At 65.1% G+C, this 15,921-nt stretch carries 15 protein-coding genes and 1 pseudogene; 10 read left to right on the forward strand and 6 right to left on the reverse strand.

Annotation, left to right across the window (positions count from 1 at the left end):
* From KBY72_RS02975 to KBY72_RS02985, 3 genes and pseudogenes are all read left to right on the forward strand, one after another.
* A pseudogene (locus KBY72_RS02975) lies at positions 1-632 on the forward strand (lysine decarboxylase); the annotation flags it as partial.
* 7 nt (positions 633-639) lie between these two features.
* Positions 640-1,299, forward strand: coding sequence for a precorrin-6Y C5,15-methyltransferase subunit CbiT (cbiT, locus tag KBY72_RS02980; protein WP_254960276.1), 660 nt, complete (start codon positions 640-642; stop codon positions 1,297-1,299).
* A 10-nt stretch (positions 1,300-1,309) separates the two neighbouring features.
* On the forward strand, positions 1,310-2,230 hold the full coding sequence (locus KBY72_RS02985) for a phosphatidate cytidylyltransferase (RefSeq protein ID WP_261347168.1): 921 nt from the start codon (positions 1,310-1,312) through the stop codon (positions 2,228-2,230).
* Positions 2,231-2,237: 7 nt separating this feature from the next.
* Here the strand turns inward: KBY72_RS02985 and KBY72_RS02990 are convergent, their stop codons facing one another.
* The 5 genes from KBY72_RS02990 to rimI form a co-directional block, all read right to left on the reverse strand.
* Positions 2,238-2,876 carry a DUF2993 domain-containing protein gene (locus KBY72_RS02990; protein WP_254960277.1) on the reverse strand — a complete coding sequence of 213 codons (639 nt, stop codon included), beginning with the start codon at positions 2,874-2,876 and terminating at the stop codon, positions 2,238-2,240.
* A complete protein-coding gene (locus tag KBY72_RS02995; protein WP_254960279.1) occupies positions 2,873-3,766 on the reverse strand; it encodes an alpha/beta fold hydrolase in 894 nt (297 codons plus the stop codon). The genes KBY72_RS02990 and KBY72_RS02995 overlap by 4 nt, the downstream gene beginning before the upstream one ends.
* Positions 3,763-4,869 (reverse strand): iron-containing alcohol dehydrogenase family protein, encoded by a 1,107-nt coding sequence (locus KBY72_RS03000; RefSeq protein ID WP_254960280.1) that lies wholly within the window; start codon positions 4,867-4,869, stop codon positions 3,763-3,765. Before KBY72_RS03000 ends, KBY72_RS02995 begins: the two co-directional genes overlap by 4 nt.
* Before the next feature lie 52 nt (positions 4,870-4,921).
* Entirely contained in the window at positions 4,922-7,474 is a 2,553-nt protein-coding gene (locus tag KBY72_RS03005) for an ATP-dependent Clp protease ATP-binding subunit (RefSeq protein WP_254960282.1), read from the reverse strand.
* A 179-nt stretch (positions 7,475-7,653) separates the two neighbouring features.
* Complete coding sequence (rimI, locus tag KBY72_RS03010) at positions 7,654-8,130, reverse strand: ribosomal protein S18-alanine N-acetyltransferase (protein ID WP_254960283.1); 477 nt, start codon at positions 8,128-8,130, stop codon at positions 7,654-7,656.
* 27 nt (positions 8,131-8,157) lie between these two features.
* Between rimI and lysA the strand changes: the two genes are divergently transcribed.
* From lysA to KBY72_RS03045, 7 genes are all read left to right on the forward strand, one after another.
* Positions 8,158-9,546 carry a diaminopimelate decarboxylase gene (gene lysA / locus KBY72_RS03015; RefSeq protein ID WP_254960284.1) on the forward strand — a complete coding sequence of 463 codons (1,389 nt, stop codon included), beginning with the start codon at positions 8,158-8,160 and terminating at the stop codon, positions 9,544-9,546.
* A gap of 20 nt (positions 9,547-9,566) precedes the next feature.
* Positions 9,567-10,397: a diadenylate cyclase CdaA gene (cdaA, locus tag KBY72_RS03020; protein WP_106632743.1), complete on the forward strand. Its 831-nt coding sequence runs from the start codon at positions 9,567-9,569 to the stop codon at positions 10,395-10,397.
* Positions 10,394-11,167: an isoprenyl transferase gene (locus tag KBY72_RS03025; protein ID WP_254960286.1), complete on the forward strand. Its 774-nt coding sequence runs from the start codon at positions 10,394-10,396 to the stop codon at positions 11,165-11,167. Before cdaA ends, KBY72_RS03025 begins: the two co-directional genes overlap by 4 nt.
* 67 nt (positions 11,168-11,234) lie before the next feature.
* The gene (gene bioB, locus KBY72_RS03030; protein ID WP_396121813.1) at positions 11,235-12,122 is read left to right on the forward strand and encodes a biotin synthase BioB; all 888 of its coding nucleotides are present in this window, start codon (positions 11,235-11,237) and stop codon (positions 12,120-12,122) included.
* Complete coding sequence (locus KBY72_RS03035; protein WP_254960288.1) at positions 12,119-13,054, forward strand: rhodanese-related sulfurtransferase; 936 nt, start codon at positions 12,119-12,121, stop codon at positions 13,052-13,054. Before bioB ends, KBY72_RS03035 begins: the two co-directional genes overlap by 4 nt.
* The gene (locus KBY72_RS03040) at positions 13,020-14,045 is read left to right on the forward strand and encodes a DUF952 domain-containing protein (RefSeq protein ID WP_254960290.1); all 1,026 of its coding nucleotides are present in this window, start codon (positions 13,020-13,022) and stop codon (positions 14,043-14,045) included. Before KBY72_RS03035 ends, KBY72_RS03040 begins: the two co-directional genes overlap by 35 nt.
* Positions 14,042-14,557, forward strand: a complete 516-nt coding sequence (locus KBY72_RS03045; RefSeq protein WP_254960292.1) for a hypothetical protein — start codon at positions 14,042-14,044, stop codon at positions 14,555-14,557. Before KBY72_RS03040 ends, KBY72_RS03045 begins: the two co-directional genes overlap by 4 nt.
* A 34-nt stretch (positions 14,558-14,591) precedes the next feature.
* Here KBY72_RS03045 and KBY72_RS03050 read toward each other — a convergent pair whose 3' ends face one another.
* Entirely contained in the window at positions 14,592-15,821 is a 1,230-nt protein-coding gene (locus tag KBY72_RS03050; protein WP_254960294.1) for a carbohydrate porin, read from the reverse strand.
* Between the last annotated feature and the right edge of the window lie 100 nt (positions 15,822-15,921).

Below are 15,921 nucleotides of genomic sequence, written 5' to 3' on the forward strand. Positions count from 1 at the left end.
CCTCCAGCCCCAGCGCCCTGCTGCTGGCCTCCGCAGAAGCTGCCCTCGATGACCTCACCAGCTCGGCGGGCCGGCGCCGCTGGCAAGCGGCATGGCGCTGCGGCGAGCGCCTGCAGCGCCGCTGCCGTGCGCTGGGCTTGCCCCTGGTTGCAAATGACGACCCGCTGCGGTTGGTGCTGCACACCGCTGCCATGGGAATCAATGGGCTGGAGGCCGATGCCTGGTTGATGCAGCGGGGTGTGATCGCCGAGTTGCCGGAACCGGGGTCGCTCACTTTTTGTTTGGGTATGGCGCCGCCCCCTGGGCTGGTGTGGCGCCTGCCCCACCAGCTGCTGCGCCTGCGGCGTGCCCTGGGGGGACCACCCCTGCCACCCTTCAGCGCGCCACCGCTGCCGCTGGTAGCGGAGCCGGAACTGCCCCTGGCCGTGGCCTGGCGCGCTCCGGCGGAAGTCGTGGCTTTGGCGGCGGCAGCTGGACGGATCGCCGCCGAACCCCTGTGTCCCTATCCGCCGGGTATTCCCCTGCTGGTGCCCGGCGAGCGGATCGATCTGGCTAGGGCTACCTGGCTGCGACAGCAGCAGCACCTTTGGCCAGGCCAGATCGCTGATACGGTGAGGGTTGTGGCCGGATAGGAGGCCGATGGATTCCAATGCCGCGGCCGATCTAGGCCAAGCTTCCCAGCAGCCGACCTACCAGTGGGATTTCGTCACCCCTGGGCTGCCTGATAGTGCCTTTGAAGACGCTCCGGGCTTCAGCCCCACCCCCATGGAGCTGAGGGTGATGCTGCTGGCCCATCTGCGCCCCCGCGCCGATTCCCTGGTGTGGGATGTGGGCGGCGGCACCGGTGCCCTGGCCCTGGAAATCGCCCGGCTGATGCCCAGGGGTGCGGTGCATACCCTTGAGCGCGACCCCGATGCCATCGAGTTGTTGGAGCAAAACCGACGCCGCTTTGGCATCACCAACCTGCACATTCACGCTGGCGCTGCGCCAGATGATCTGGACCAGCTGCCCGCCCACCCAGATCGGGTGCTGCTGGAGGTGGGACGGCCCTTGGGTGATGTGCTGCTGGCGGTATGGGAAGCGCTGGTGCCCCGCGGGCGTTTGGTGATTAGCACCGCCAGCCTGGAGGGCTTGGTGGATGCCACCGATACCCTGGGCCAGCTGGCGGCCCGCGATGTGCAGGTGGTGCAGGCCACCGTGCATCGCATGCAACGGCGCGGCAGCCAGGCCAAATTGGCTGCGGCCGAACCACTGTTTTTGATTGCTGCCGAGCGCCCAGCTAGCTCTGAGCCCTCCTGATCGCCGCGTGTTGATACCCCCTACCCAGCCAGCTAAACCCCGCACCGCCACCTCCCTGCCCCGGCTGCTGAGCGGCTGGCTGGCTGGGGGCTTTGGCTTCGTGGTGGTGATGCTTGGGGGCTGGTGGTTCACGGTGGCCGTAGGGGTGATCGTGCACTTGGGGCTGCTGGAGTTCTTCCGGATGGCCCAGTTCAAGGGGATCCGGCCCGCCACCAAAACCACCCTGGTGGCGGTGCAGCTGCTGCTGGTCACCACCCAGCTGGCCAGTGGCAGTGGCTTACTGGGTGGCGGTTGGTTTGCCGGCGATGTGGCCGCAGCGGTGCTGCCGGCCTCTGGGGCGGTGATCTGCGGCTGGCTGCTGTTGCAGCCGGTCACCGGCACCATCGCCGACATCGCCGCTTCAATTTTCGGGCTGTTTTACCTGGGTTTTCTGCCCAGCTACTGGATACGTCTGCGCGACCTGGCCGGCGATGCTCTGGCGCCCAACCTGGCCGGCCAGCCCTGGCCCGCCAGCGCCGGGCTCGCCCTCACCCTGCTGGCCTGCTTCCTGATCGTTGCTACCGACATCGGCTCCTACGTGATCGGCCGCCGGCTGGGGCGCCATCCGCTTTCGCCAATCTCCCCTGGCAAAACGGTGGAGGGTGCCCTGGGCGGGGTGGCCTGTGCTGTGGCGGTGGGTGCTTTCGGCGGCACCTTGATCGGCTGGAGCTGGGGCTGGCTGATCGGTGCGGTGCTCGGTGCGGTGGTGGCCCTGTTTGCCCTGGTGGGTGATCTCACCGAATCGATGATGAAGCGCGATGCAGGCCTAAAGGATTCCGGTGATGCCATCCCTGGCCATGGCGGGATCCTGGATCGAATCGACAGCTATCTGTTTGTGCCGGCTGTGGTTTACTCGCTGGTAACCCTGGTATTACCGCTTTTGCAGGGCTAGTGCAGGGCTAAGGGCTCACCTGGGCTGTGCCAATCAGCTGCACCATGCCTGCTTCTATGCGGGCATCACTGATGTGGATGCTGGGATCCATCGGCAGCCTGCTGCTGACGTTGCCGACTACGGAGTTGATTTCGATGCTGCCCCTGGCTGCCACAACGGTGGTGGCCAGCTCGACCAGGTCTGGAGTGCCGAGGGCCCGGGCTGCAAACACCAGGCTGTCGCGGCACATGCGCAGTTCCACCAGGGGCACGATGCCAAGCAGGGCTTCGCCTAGGCCATCGCCTAAAGCGCGCCACTGGGGGGCGCTGAGGGAGCGGGTGAGGCCGTCGGCGGTGAGGCTTACCTGGCCGTGGATCTCGAAGGCCCGCTCCAGCTGCAGCGGTTGGCCCTTGAGCAGGTTGCCGCTGTGCACCTGGATGGGGCCGCTGTTTAGCTCCACCAGCTCGAAGTGGAGGTCTTTGTAGATCACCCGGCGGGCCAGCAGTTGCACGCCGGCCAGGCGACCGCGCAGTAGTTGCAGGCCAGTTCCTTGCAGCTGGATATCGAGACTGCCGATGGACTGGCACTGCTGGCGCACCCAGAGCTGCAGGCCGCTGGCCAGCAGCTGCATCACCGGCCCGCCTGGTTTGTCGTCGCTGCTGCTCATTGCTGGGAAGGGGCGCCGAGCCAGGTGGAGGCGACGGTGGCGGTCTGGTCGAGGTGCGGTAAATGGCCGCAGGCATCCAGCTCACGCACCCGTTCTCCTAACAGGGCCAGGGCCGCCCGCTTCTGGGGTGCCCGCAGGATGCGGTCATTGGCTCCCCACAGCACCGTGATTGGTTGGTTGGGCAGGGGGGCGCCGCCGCCGGCGAAGCCACCGGAGCGGGCAAAGCGCCGCAGGGCATCAGCCCAGCCAGGGCTTTGCAGGTGCAGCGATGCGATCTCCAGTTCGGCAGCTCCCACGGCGGCGTCCGGATCGGCGAAGGCGGTGCGGCAAAGGCCCCGGCGCACCCCTGGCAGGGCCAGAAAGCGCACCCCTAGGCCATCGAGCAGGGGCGGCAGGGGCATGGGACGGCCAGTTAGGCCGGCGGGAGCCAGCAGCAGTAGCCGATTCACCTGCTCGGGCAGGCGTCGGGCTAGCTCCACCGCCACCGAGCCACCCATCGAGGCGCCGATCAGGCCGAGGGGGGCGGAATTGCGGCTGCCAATTTCCCCCGCCAAAACCTCCAAGTGGCGCAGCACGCCACTGGGGCTGTAATCGCCGCCGGTGGGCCTTGGGCAGAAGCCAAAGCCGTAAAGGTCGGGGATGAATAGCTGCACGCCGCTGGCCAGCAGGGGGGCCAGACGCCGGAATTCCAGGAAGGAACTATCAAAGCCATGCAGCAGCAACACCGGTGGCCCTTCGCCCAGCACGGCCACAGGCCAGGGCCCCTCCTCGCTGAGTTCAGGCAGGGGCCACCACTGCACCTGCGCTGCCAGGGCCCTGCCCTGGGGATCCAGCAGGCTGCTGGCCGCTGCCGCCACTAGGGATTGCTGGGCTGTGGGCTCCCTGTTCACGCGGGCTGGCGCTCGCTGCTGCAGGTGCTCACCAGGGCGGCCAGTAGGTCGTTGGGCCCTACGGCAAAGGGCAGGTGGTGCAGATCGGAATCATCGCGGCAGGCAAAGGCGCAGGCCTGCTGCAGCTGGTGCAGGCCTGCCTCAGCCAGACCAAGCTCCTCCAGGCTCACCGGCAGGCCGAGCTTGCGGAACAGGGGCAGCAGCTGGCGCCGGGATTGGCCGGCGAGCTGGTTGCCGCCGAGCACCTCCTCCAGCCGCAGCTGCACCAGGATCCCGAAGCCCACCTTCTCGCCATGTAGGCGGCCATGGCTGGCCTCCAGTTGGGTGAGGCCGTTGTGAACGGCATGGGCAGCCACGGTGCGGCAGCGGGCTCCACCAATACCGCCGATCAAGCCAGCGCTGAGCCCGCAGGCTTCAGCCACCCGCTCCCAGGCGGCGCCGTGGGGATCCTGGAGGGCAAATTCAGCTTCCAGCATGAGTTGGTCGCGCAGCACCCGGGCCATCTGAACCGCTTGCTGCACCAGGCCATCGCCGCTGGCGCCACTACTCACCGACGACTCGTACCACTTGGCCATGGCGTCGGCGATGCCGCTTGCCATGGTGCGGGCTGGGGCTTGGCGGACCAGGTCGTGGTCAAAGATCAACAGATCTGGGCAGCGGGCCAGGGCCACATCGCCCAGAAAGGCACCTTCAACTGAATAGATGTTTGCCAGGGCAGTCCAGCCCGCGCAGGTGGCCGCACTGGTGGGCACGGTGATGCAGGCCAGACTCAGCCGGTGGGCCAGCAACTTGCCGGCATCGAGCACCTTGCCGCCACCAATGGCCACAACTGAATCGCAGCCTTGCTTTTGACAAATCGCAGAGACCTTTTTCAGGTCTTCTTCGCAGCAGTCGAACTGCAACTCGGCGCAGTGGGGCTGGAGCCCAGCCTGGTGTAGGTCGGCAACCAGTTGCTGCCTCAGCTGGGCTGTTACGGCGCTGCGACCTAGCACCAGGGGGCGCTGGCCCAGGTCCGCTAGCCGCGGTATGCCCTGGAGCCAAGCTCCAGGGCCCCTCAACACCTCTGCAGGTGCGATGGCGTGTTGGCTCAGGGAGTTGCTCATCCCGCTGCTGCTTTCATCCCCAAGTGATGGTACGGGGTAGACCCGAATCCCCTCAAACTCCAGCCGCAGCCAATTCCGGCTCGGCCGGCAGGGCTGCCTGCTTGCGGATAAATACCTGCTTGTCCTCATTGACATCCACCAGGGCGGAGTCGCCATCGCCAATCCGTCCGGTGAGGAATTCCTCAGCCAGCGAATCTTCAAGCAGCCGCATCACTGCTCTGCGTAGGGGACGGGCGCCGTAGGAGGGGTTGTAGCCCTCCTCGACCAGCCGTTCCTTAAAGGCTTCAGTAACGGATAGGGAAATACCCTTCTCCAACATCCTGCCGAACACTTCTTTGAGCATGATCTCGGCAATGTCTTTGACTTCCTCGCGGTTGAGCTGACGGAAGACAATGATTTCGTCGAGGCGGTTGAGGAATTCGGGGCGGAAGTATTGCTTCAGCTCCTCATTAACTAGCGAGCGAATGCGGTTGTAGTTGGTTTCATCCGCGTCACCACCGCCGAACTCAAAGCCAAGGCCGCCGCCGCCCTTTTCAATCACCTTCGAACCAATGTTCGAGGTCATGATTATGAGGGTGTTCTTAAAGTCCACCGTGCGGCCCTTGGAATCGGTCAGGCGACCGTCTTCGAGCAACTGCAGCAGCAGGTTGAACACATCAGGGTGAGCTTTTTCGATCTCGTCGAATAGCACCACGGTGTAGGGACGACGGCGCACAGCCTCGGTTAGCTGGCCACCTTCATTGAAGCCCACGTAGCCGGGAGGGGAGCCGATCAGCTTGCTGACCGTGTGGCGCTCCATGAATTCGGACATGTCAAGCCGGATCATGGCTTCTTCGCTGCCGAAGAAGTAAGCCGCCAACGACTTGGTGAGCTCGGTTTTACCAACACCGGTGGGGCCGGAGAAGATGAAGCTGGCAATCGGGCGGTTGGGATTTTTCAGCCCCACTCGGGCCCGGCGGATGGCACGGGACACGGCCTTAACGGCTTCGTCTTGGCCAATCAAACGCTGGTGGAGGGTCTCCTCCATGTTCAGCAGCTTGGCTGTCTCGCTTTCAGTGAGCTTTTGAACAGGCACACCAGTCCAGGAGGCAACGATGTGGGCGATGTCCTCCTCCGTAACCATGGGCGTGCGACCGCCTTCGGCGGCGCCTTCAAAAACCGCTACGGGTGCACTACTACCGGCCTCAGCGGCCACGGCCTCGGATGCTGGCTCTTCATCTTTGCGGGTCTGCAGGATCGAGCGAATCTGCTCGCGCAGCTCTACTTCCTTATCGCGCAACTCACCAGCCTTGGTGAAGTCTTGCTCGCGCACGGCCTGTTCCTTGTCTTTCTGGACAGCGCGCAGCTGTTTATCGACTTCCTTGGCCGCCGGCGGCAACTTGGAATTCATCAGCCGCACTCGGCTGCCGGCCTCATCAACCAGGTCGATTGCCTTGTCTGGGAGGAAGCGATCAGAGATGTAGCGGTCGCCCAGGGTGGCTGCCGCAATCAGGGCCTCATCGGCGATCTTGAGGCGATGGTGAGCTTCGTAGCGATCCTTGAGACCGCGCAGAATTTCGATCGTGTCGATAACGGAAGGCTCGCCCACCATGACCGGCTGGAAGCGACGCTCCAAGGCCGCGTCGCGCTCGATGTGTTTCCGGTACTCATCAAGGGTGGTGGCACCGATGCACTGAAGTTCGCCCCGGGCGAGGGCAGGCTTGAGAATGTTTGCGGCATCGATTGCACCTTCTGCTGCACCTGCGCCGATCAAGGTATGCACCTCATCGATCACGAGGATCACGTTGCCGGCGCTGCGAATCTCCTCCATGATTTTTTTGAGGCGTTCCTCAAATTCACCCCGATATTTGGTGCCTGCCACCAGCAGGCCGATGTCCAGGGTGAGTACTCGCTTGTCTTCGAGGATGTCTGGAATATCACCAGAATTGATCCGCTGAGCCAAGCCCTCTGCGATGGCTGTTTTGCCTACGCCTGGTTCGCCAATTAGGACCGGATTATTCTTAGTGCGACGACCAAGTATTTGAATTACCCGCTCAATTTCGTTCTGACGACCCACCACCGGATCGAGCTTGCCATCGGCGGCCTGCTGGGTGAGGTTGCTGCCGAACTCGTCGAGAGTTGGTGTTTTTGTGGAGCCCTTGCCGCTGCCGCCACCGGCGGCGACTTCGGCTGTTTCGCCCAGCATGCGGATCACCTGGGTGCGCACCTTGGCTAGGTCAACTCCAAGGTTTTCCAGGACCCGAGCAGCTACACCCTCACCCTCACGGATCAAGCCAAGCAGCAGGTGCTCGGTGCCGATGTAGTTGTGACCAAGCTGGCGAGCTTCTTCTAGGGAGAGTTCAAGCACTCGCTTGGCGCGAGGAGTGAAAGGGATCTCCACGGCGACGAAGCCGGAGCCTCTGCCGATGATTTTTTCAACCTCAACGCGGGCATCTTTCAGGTTTACCCCCATCGACTTGAGCACCTTGGCGGCAACGCCAGTGCCCTCACCGATCAGGCCAAGCAAGATCTGTTCGGTGCCCACAAAGTTGTGGCCAAGGCGGCGGGCCTCCTCTTGGGCCAGCATGATCACCTTGATGGCTTTCTCGGTAAACCGCTCGAACATGGGCCTAGGCCTGGTACAAGTGCTTCCAAGCTACCAGGGTTAACAGGTGAGGTGTGGTTTACGCCGCATCAAAGGCAGATCCCCTGCGGTGGCTGGCTCTAAGGCGTTCGAAGGCAACAATGCAAATTGCTGAATTGCCGGTCATTAGCAATAAGAAAAGCCGGTTATCCACACCATGGCTACGCATCATTCATGTCAGATAACCGCAGCCATTGGATCAGGGCGTCTTCGCCATTGCGGTAGTAACCGCGACGCACTCCTGCATCACGGAAGCCCAGTCGTCGGTATAGGGCCACTGCCGCAGTGTTTGCCGGGCTTACTTCCAAGGTGGCGTGCATGGCTCCCTGCTGCCCGGCCTCCAGCAGCAGGGCCTTCAGCACCTGCTGGCCTAAGCTCCGGCGCCGCTGCTCGGGATCCACCGCCACCACGGTGATGTGCAGTTCATCTACCACCAGCCAACCGCTAGCCAAGGCCATTAGCTGCTGCCCTTGCCAAAGACCCACCCCGGGGCGCCGCTGCTCCGCCAGCTCGCTCTGCCACTGGGCGCGGTTCCACAGGCCGCCGAGGCTGGCCTGGTCGAGGTTTAAGCAGGCCTCCAGGTGCTCAGGAGCCAGGGCTGTCAGGTGCAGCGCCGCCAAGTAGTTCCTTACATTCATGCTCACTTGACCCGCGCGGCCACAGTCATGCTGACCTCCCATGAGCCCGTTGCGCTGCTGAATCCCTTTGAACGCGATAGGGATCCCCATAGTCCTAATCGCAATCTCACCCCCCTCACCACTGCCCTCGACAGTGAGGGGCGCCTGGTGGTTGGTGGCTGCCTGCTGAGCGACCTGGCCCGCGATTACGGCACACCTTTATATGTGCTCGATGAAGCCACTTTGCGGGGCACCTGCCGGGCGTACCGGGAAGCCCTCGCCGAGCACTACCCAGGGCAGTCCTTAGCCATCTACGCCTCCAAGGCCAATAGCTCTTTGGCCATAACTGCCCTGGTGGCATCCGAAGGCCTGGGGCTTGATGCGGTTTCTGCTGGCGAGTTGCTCACCGCCCTGCAGGGGGGCATGCCGGCGGAACGCATCGTGCTGCACGGCAACAACAAGAGCCGCGAAGAGCTGGCCCTCGCAGCTGAGCAGGGCGTCACGGTGGTGGCTGACAATTGGCGCGATCTTGAGCTGCTGGCTGCCCTTGCCCCTGACTTGCAGCGACCGGTGCAGCTGATGCTGCGGTTTACGCCGGGTATTGAGTGCCACACCCATGAGTACATCCGCACCGGCCACCTCGACAGCAAGTTTGGTTTTGATCCCGACCAGCTCGAAGCGGTTCTGCAGCACCTGGCGACCTGTTCCTGGGCCCAGCTCACCGGACTGCACGCCCATATCGGCTCCCAGATTTTCGAGCTCCAGCCCCATCGCGACCTAGCTGGCGTGATGGCCGATGCCCTGGCCTTGGCCCGCTCCCTGGGTCACCCGGTGGTTGATCTCAACGTGGGCGGTGGCCTGGGTATTCGCTACACCACCAGCGACGATCCGCCGAGCATCAGTGAGTGGGTGCGCACCGTGGCCGAGGCGGTGGCGGCGGCCTGTCAGGAGCGGGGGCTGGAGTTGCCCCGCCTGCTCTGTGAACCGGGGCGTTCCCTGGTGGCCAGCGGCGGGGTCACCCTCTACGAGGTGGGCAGCCGCAAGGACATCCCCGGCATCCGCACCTACCTCTCGGTGGACGGCGGCATGAGCGACAACCCCCGGCCGATCACCTACCAGTCTCAATACACGGCGGTGTTGGCCGATCGCCCCACGGCCGAGGCCACCGAAACCGTCACCGTTGCTGGTAAGCACTGCGAATCTGGCGACGTGCTGCTTAAGGATCTGGCCCTGCCGCCAGCTGGCAGTGGCGATGTGTTGGCTGTGTTTGCCACCGGCGCATACAACGCCTCGATGAGCTCCAACTACAACCGCATCCCTCGGCCAGCGGCGGTGCTGGTCCACGACGGGGTCGCTGATTTGGTGCAGCGCCGCGAGCAGCCGGAAGACCTACTGCGCTACGACGTTTTGCCAACTCGGTTGCGATCGGTAAGGTGAGTTAGTCGACTGGAGTACGCGTGATCGGGCCGCAACTGGGTGAGTTGCTACGGCTGATCGATTTGCGCTTGCTCCTTGATCTGCTATTTGCCTTCGGCTTGGGCGTGCTTGTGCTCGGCCGGGTCACCGAAGCCCGCACCCTCTGGCTGTTAAGGGGCTATTTGTTGCTGGTGGCCCTGGCCTGGGTGGTGCAGCGCTACGCCAACCTGCCGCTCACCAGCAAGCTTGTTGATGCACTGGTGCTGGCCTGCAGCCTCGCCCTGGCGATTCTCTGGCAGGGGGAGCTGCGCAGGCTGATGGAGCTGCTTGGCACCGGCCGCATCGGAGTTTTGTTTGGCAGCCGCAGCCAAGATCAACTGGGGTCGGGATCGGTGGCGGTTCTGAGTGAGGCTGCCGGCCGTCTTTCCCAGGCCCGACGGGGTGGCTTGATCGTGGTGGATCTGGGCAGCGACCTGCGTCCCGAAGACTTCTTGAATCCCGGCATTGGCCTCGACGCCAAGCTGTCGGTGGATTTGCTGCTCAACCTCTTCGCAGCTGACACGCCGCTGCACGACGGTGCCGTGCTGGTGAAGGCCAACCGCATCGTCGCTGCAGGTGTGATCCTGCCCCTATCCCGTCAGGGCATCAACCGCTATGGCACCCGCCATCTGGCGGCTCTAGGGCTGACCGAGCGCTTCGATCAGTGCCTGGCGATCGTTGTGTCGGAGGAAACCGGCACCCTGTCGCTGGCGAGTCAGGGCCGCCTGGAGCGGCCAATTACCAGTAGCCGTCTGCACGACCTGCTCAGCCAGGCCCTGGCCTTGCCTGTTGGGCGTAGCGTGGCGAAGGACACGCCGGAATCACGCGGATGAGTCGCGCCCTGGCGACCACCACTGCGAAAGCCTCCCAGCCCGTTCCGGTTGGCCTAGATCCCGCGCGCCTACCGGTCCATGTGGCCGTGATCATGGACGGCAATGGCCGCTGGGCAAAGCAGCGCAACCTGCCCCGGGTGATGGGTCACCGGGAGGGGGTTGAGGCCCTTAAGCGCACCTTGCGGCTCTGCAGCGACTGGGGCATCGGCGCCCTCACCGCCTACGCCTTTTCCACCGAAAACTGGAGCCGCCCTTGCGAGGAGGTGGGCTTTCTGATGGCCCTGTTTGAGCGGGTGCTGGCCCGCGAGCTTCAATCCCTGGAGCAGGAGCAGGTGCGGATTCGCTTCCTTGGCGATCTTGAGCCCCTGCCGGAGGGTCTGCGGCGCCTGATTGCTGATGCCACCGAGCGCACGGCAGCTAATACGGGCATTCACTTCAACGTTTGCACCAACTACGGCGGCCGAGCCGAGCTGGTGCGGGCTGCCCAGCGGCTGGCGCGGCGCTGCGTGGCTGGGGAACTAGATCCTGCCGCAATCGATGAGCAGCAGCTTGCCGCCGAGCTGCACACCGCTGGTGAGTGCGATCCGGATCTGTTGATCCGCACCAGTGGCGAGAGGCGCATCAGCAATTTCCTGCTTTGGCAGCTCGCCTACGCCGAAATCCACATCACCGATGTGCTCTGGCCCGATTTCAATCAGGCAGCCCTGCTGGATGCCCTGCTCGACTACCAGGGCCGCCAGCGCCGCTTTGGTGGTGTCGAACCCTGCTGAACTCGCCTTGATCACGCGTCACGACTGGTCCCGTTCTGAAATCCAGGCGCTGCTGGAGCAGCCGCTGATGGAGTTGCTTTGGCAGGCCCAGCAGGTGCACCGCGCCGCCAACCCCGGCTACCACGTGCAGCTGGCCTCCCTACTCAGCGTCAAGACCGGCGGCTGCGAAGAGGACTGCGCCTACTGCCCCCAGTCGCTGCACAACAGCAGCGATGTGGCGGGCCGGCCGGAGCTGGAGGTGGAGCCGGTGCTGGAGCGGGCCCGGGCCGCCAAGCAAGCCGGGGCCCATCGCTTCTGCATGGGCTGGGCCTGGCGTGAAATCCGCGACGGCGCTCCCTTTGAGGCAATGCTGCAGATGGTGCGCGGCGTGCGCGAGCTGGGCCTGGAGGCCTGTGTGACCGCCGGCATGCTGAGCGATTCCCAGGCCGAGCGCCTAGCTGAGGCCGGTCTCACCGCCTACAACCACAACCTCGACACCAGCCCCGAGCACTACGACCGGATCATCACCACCCGCACTTACCAGGAGCGGCTGGAGACCCTGGCCCGGGTGCGGCGCTCCGGCATCACCCTCTGTTGTGGCGGCATCATCGGCATGGGCGAAACCGACGCCGACCGGGCCGGGCTGCTGCAGGTGCTGGCCAACCTGGATCCACACCCGGAGAGCGTGCCTATCAATGCCCTGGTGGCGGTGGAGGGCACCCCCTTAGAAGACCTGCCGCCGGTCGACCCCCTAGAGCTGGTGCGGATGGTGGCCACGGCCCGGATCTTGATGCCCCAGGCGCGCGTGCGGCTCAGTGCAGGCCGCGAGCAGCTGGGTCGGGAAGCCCAGATTCTTTGCCTGCTCGCTGGTGCTGATTCGATATTTTACGGCGACACCCTGCTCACCACCTCCAATCCAGCAGTCGAGGCCGACCGGGAGCTCCTGGCCGCTGCCGGCGTGCAGGTGGGCGGATGAGTGTGCTGGTGGCGGCGTTTTATCGCTTCGCCGCCCTTGAGGGCCTGCCAGACCTGCAGCGTGAGCTGGGCGACCTGGCGGCAGCCGAGGGGGTAAGCGGCACGATCCTGCTGGCGGCTGAGGGGGTAAACGGCACGATTGCCGGAGCAGATGCTGGCGTGCAGGCGCTGCTGGCTCGGCTGCGGCAGGTGGCAGGCCTGGAGCGGTTGGAAGCCAAGTTCAGCCGCTCGGAGATTCAGGCTTTCCACCGGCTCAAAGTGCGGCTCAAGCGCGAAATCGTGACCATGGGTGAGCCCCAGGTGAGTCCCTATTTGGCCTCGGAGGTAGGCACCCACGTGCCCCCTGGGCAGTGGGATGCCTTGATCGCCGACCCCGACACCCTGGTGATTGACACCCGCAACTCCTACGAGGTGGCGATCGGCAGCTTTGAGGGTGCGATTGATCCGGGCACCGCAACTTTTCGCGAGTTTCCCCAGTGGGTGGAGCGGGAGCTCAGGCCGCTGGTTGAGCAGCGCCAGCCCCGGGCGATTGCGATGTTCTGCACCGGTGGCATCCGCTGTGAGAAGGCCACGGCCTACCTGCAGCAGCAGGGTTTTGCCGGGGTGCACCACCTTGAGGGGGGCATCCTGCGCTACCTCGAGGAGATCCCCGAGCCGCTAAGTAGCTGGCGGGGCGAGTGCTTTGTGTTTGATAAGCGGGTAGCCGTCAACCACCAGCTCGAGCCCGGTGAGCACAGCGTTTGCCATGCCTGCGGCCTGCCGCTTTCGCCTGCCGATCGTGCGCTGGCCAGCTACGTGGCCGGGGTGAGCTGCCGCCACTGCCTCGAGCGCTTCAGCGACGCTGATCGGCAGCGCTTCGCCGAGCGTCAGCGCCAGATGGAGCGAGCCCGCCAGCGGGGTGAGTGCCACCTCGGTGGGCGCCCCGTTGGCTGATCACCAGCCAATTTTGTATAGCTTCCGCCGCTGTCCCTACGCGATCCGGGCGCGGCTGGCTTTAGCTGCCGCGGGCCTGCAGCCTGGCCAGGACTTGGAGTTGCGCGAGGTGAGCCTCAAGGCCAAGCCACCCGAGCTGCTTGAGGCCTCCGCCAAGGGCACGGTGCCAGTGCTGGTGCTGGGGGCTCAGGTGCTGGATGAAAGCCTGGCAATCATGCGCTGGGCCCTGGAGCGCCGCGACCCCCTCGGCTGGTTGGCGGGCTGGAGCCCTGCCCAGCTGGCCGATATGGATTCACTGATCGCCGCCAACGACGGCCCCTTCAAGCAGTATCTCGATCGGTTCAAATACCCAGATCGCTATCCAGGGGAGCCAGCCAGCACCAACCGGCTTGCTGGCCTCACGATCCTGCGCCGCTGGAACGAGCAACTGGGGGCAGGAGGCTGGCTGCTCGGCGATCGCCCTTGCCTGGCCGACTGGGCCTTGCTGCCCTTCGTGCGCCAGTTCCGCCTGGTGGATCCGGCGGGCTTTGACGCCGAGCCGCAGTTGGCGGCGCTCCAGGCCTGGCTGGGTCGGTTTTTGGCTTCCCCGGAGCTGGGGGCGGTGCAGGAGTTTCCGTGGGCGGCGCGGACCCCTTGGCGCTCACCTGGCTTGCTGTATCACCTGGCGCTGCGGCAGGAGTGGCAGGCGGCCCGGGCGGCTGGCGCCTATTGCCGCTCCACCCGTGGGTTGGCTTTGGAATCGGTGGGCTTCATCCACCTCAGCTCAGCGCACCAGGTGCCGGCCACCGCTAGCCGCTTGTACGCCGATCTGCCCGCCGCTGAGGTGTTGTTGCTCACGATTGATCCCCAGCGCCTTGCCGCTGCCGGTTTGGAGGTGCGCTTTGAGCCGGCTGCCCCGAACGCCGGCAGCACGGGCGGGGAGCTGTTCCCCCATCTCTACGGCGCCCTGCCCCCAGAGGCGGTGCGGCTGGCTGAGCCGTGGCGGCCATGACCAGCCCTCTGCCAGCACCGAGTCTGGTCGAGCTGGAGGCCGAGGCCAGTCGGCGCGGTCTGTTGCTGCGCCTGCAGGTGGGCCGGCCAGCTGGGGTGGCCTGGAGCCTGCGGCTGGGGGTGGCGCGCAGGGAGGGGGAGAGGTTGGTGCTGCTGGGTGAGATGAAGGGCTGGGCCCTGCCTGCGGCCGCTGGCCTGCGGCTCGACACGATGCGGGTGCAGGGTGACCAGGTTGCTGCGGTGGGCCCGCTGATCTGGGCGGCCACCTTTGCCTGGGCCCTGGAGGCAACCCCCTGCCGCCAGGCCACGATCCTGGCCATCCGTGACAGCGAGGCCCAGCACCGCCGACTGGTGCGCTACTTCCGCCAGCTGGGCTTCAGCCCCCTGCGGGAGCTCGATGCCGGTGTTGCCGATCTGGCCCCCCGGCTGATCTGGGGAGGCGCTGGTCTGTTGATGCGGGCCGATTGCACAGAGGTGTTGCGCCGCAGTGGACGGCGGCTGGGCCTGGGTTGATCAACTTCGAAGCCGGCATCAGCTTGCAGCTGCTTCAAAACTGCAGCTGCAAGCTGATGCCGGCCGCCAGGATCGGTTCGGCGTTGCTGCCATCGGGGTTGAGGATCAGTTGCAGCACCGGCTGAAGGCTGAGGTTGGCGTTCACCAGCCAGCTGTAGTTGAGCTCGAGCACGGTTTCACTGCTTTGGCCAGGCGAGAGGCTGGGGCTGAAGCGGCTGCTGCCGATCCCTAGGGCCAGCACGTCGAGGGGGCGGCCTGGCACTAGCCCCTGACTGAGCCAGCCCCCACCGATAAATAGGGGTATGGGGTTGGTGTCCCACTCAAAGCCGGCGTTTACGCCCAGCCAGAAGCGGTTGTCGAGCCCCAGCGGTAGCGGCGCCGCCATGGTGAGGGTGGCCATGGCGGCGCCATCCAGGTTGCCTGTGCTGCGGTTGTCGACGTAGCCGCTGGCGATTTGTAGGAGGGGCGGCGGCAGCTGGCGGGTGATTTGCTGGTCGCCGGCGCGGATTGGCTTTTGCATCGCCGCCGCTCCCGGTAAGCGTTCATAGCGCCACTGCACTATCTGGAGGTGGCCGTTTAGGCGCTGCTGGTCGGGGTTGACGCCGAATAGGGAAGCCAGGCTGTATTCGGGATCCAGCAGAAAGGCGCCGTAGTGCCATTCGCCCCAGCGGCCGGCAGGCTCCGGTCGCCAACTCAGCTGCAGGCCAGGCGCGGTGTAGGGGTTGATTGGCAGCCCATCAACACTGAGGTTGAGGGTGTCGTTCAGGGCTGAGTGCACGTAGGCATCAAGCACCGGTGCTCTCACGAAACCGGGATTGAGCGAGAACACCCCGGCCTTGATGCCGATACCGCCTTGGCCTGGCTGGCGCTCCACGCTGGCTTCGGTGAGCCAGAGGCCGGTGGGGTGGGCCGTGCTCTGCAGGGGGAAGGCGGCGCCGAGGCTCTCTGCGTAGTTGGCATCACCGCTGAACAGCATCAGCTGCAGGTTGGTGCGCCAGTGGTCGGCCTCCTGCCACTGCTGCGGCTCCTTGGCCAGCCCGCTGCTGAATGTTGCACCCAAGGTGAGCTGCTGCATCCAGCTGGCGCCTTGACGCTCGCCACCGCTGGGGTTGGCCAGGGGCTGGGCCTGCAGGTTGAAGTCGAGGTCGAGCCAGCTGGCTGTTGGCGCTGGCTCGGCCAAAACTGAATGCGGCAGCAGCCCATGGCTTGCCAGCAGCAGTAGGGGTGCCAGCAGGCGTTTGGGAGATCGTGCCGCGCCGCTCAAACGCTTACAGGCTCCAGATGGGGCTTGCCACTGGCTTGGAGCGGCGTTGGGGCAAGTATGCCGCTGCTGGCATCGCCATGCTCCGCAACAATGGCGGCCT

The organism is Cyanobium sp. BA5m-21, assembly GCF_024346235.1.
Lineage (GTDB): Bacteria > Cyanobacteriota > Cyanobacteriia > PCC-6307 > Cyanobiaceae > Cyanobium_A > Cyanobium_A usitatum.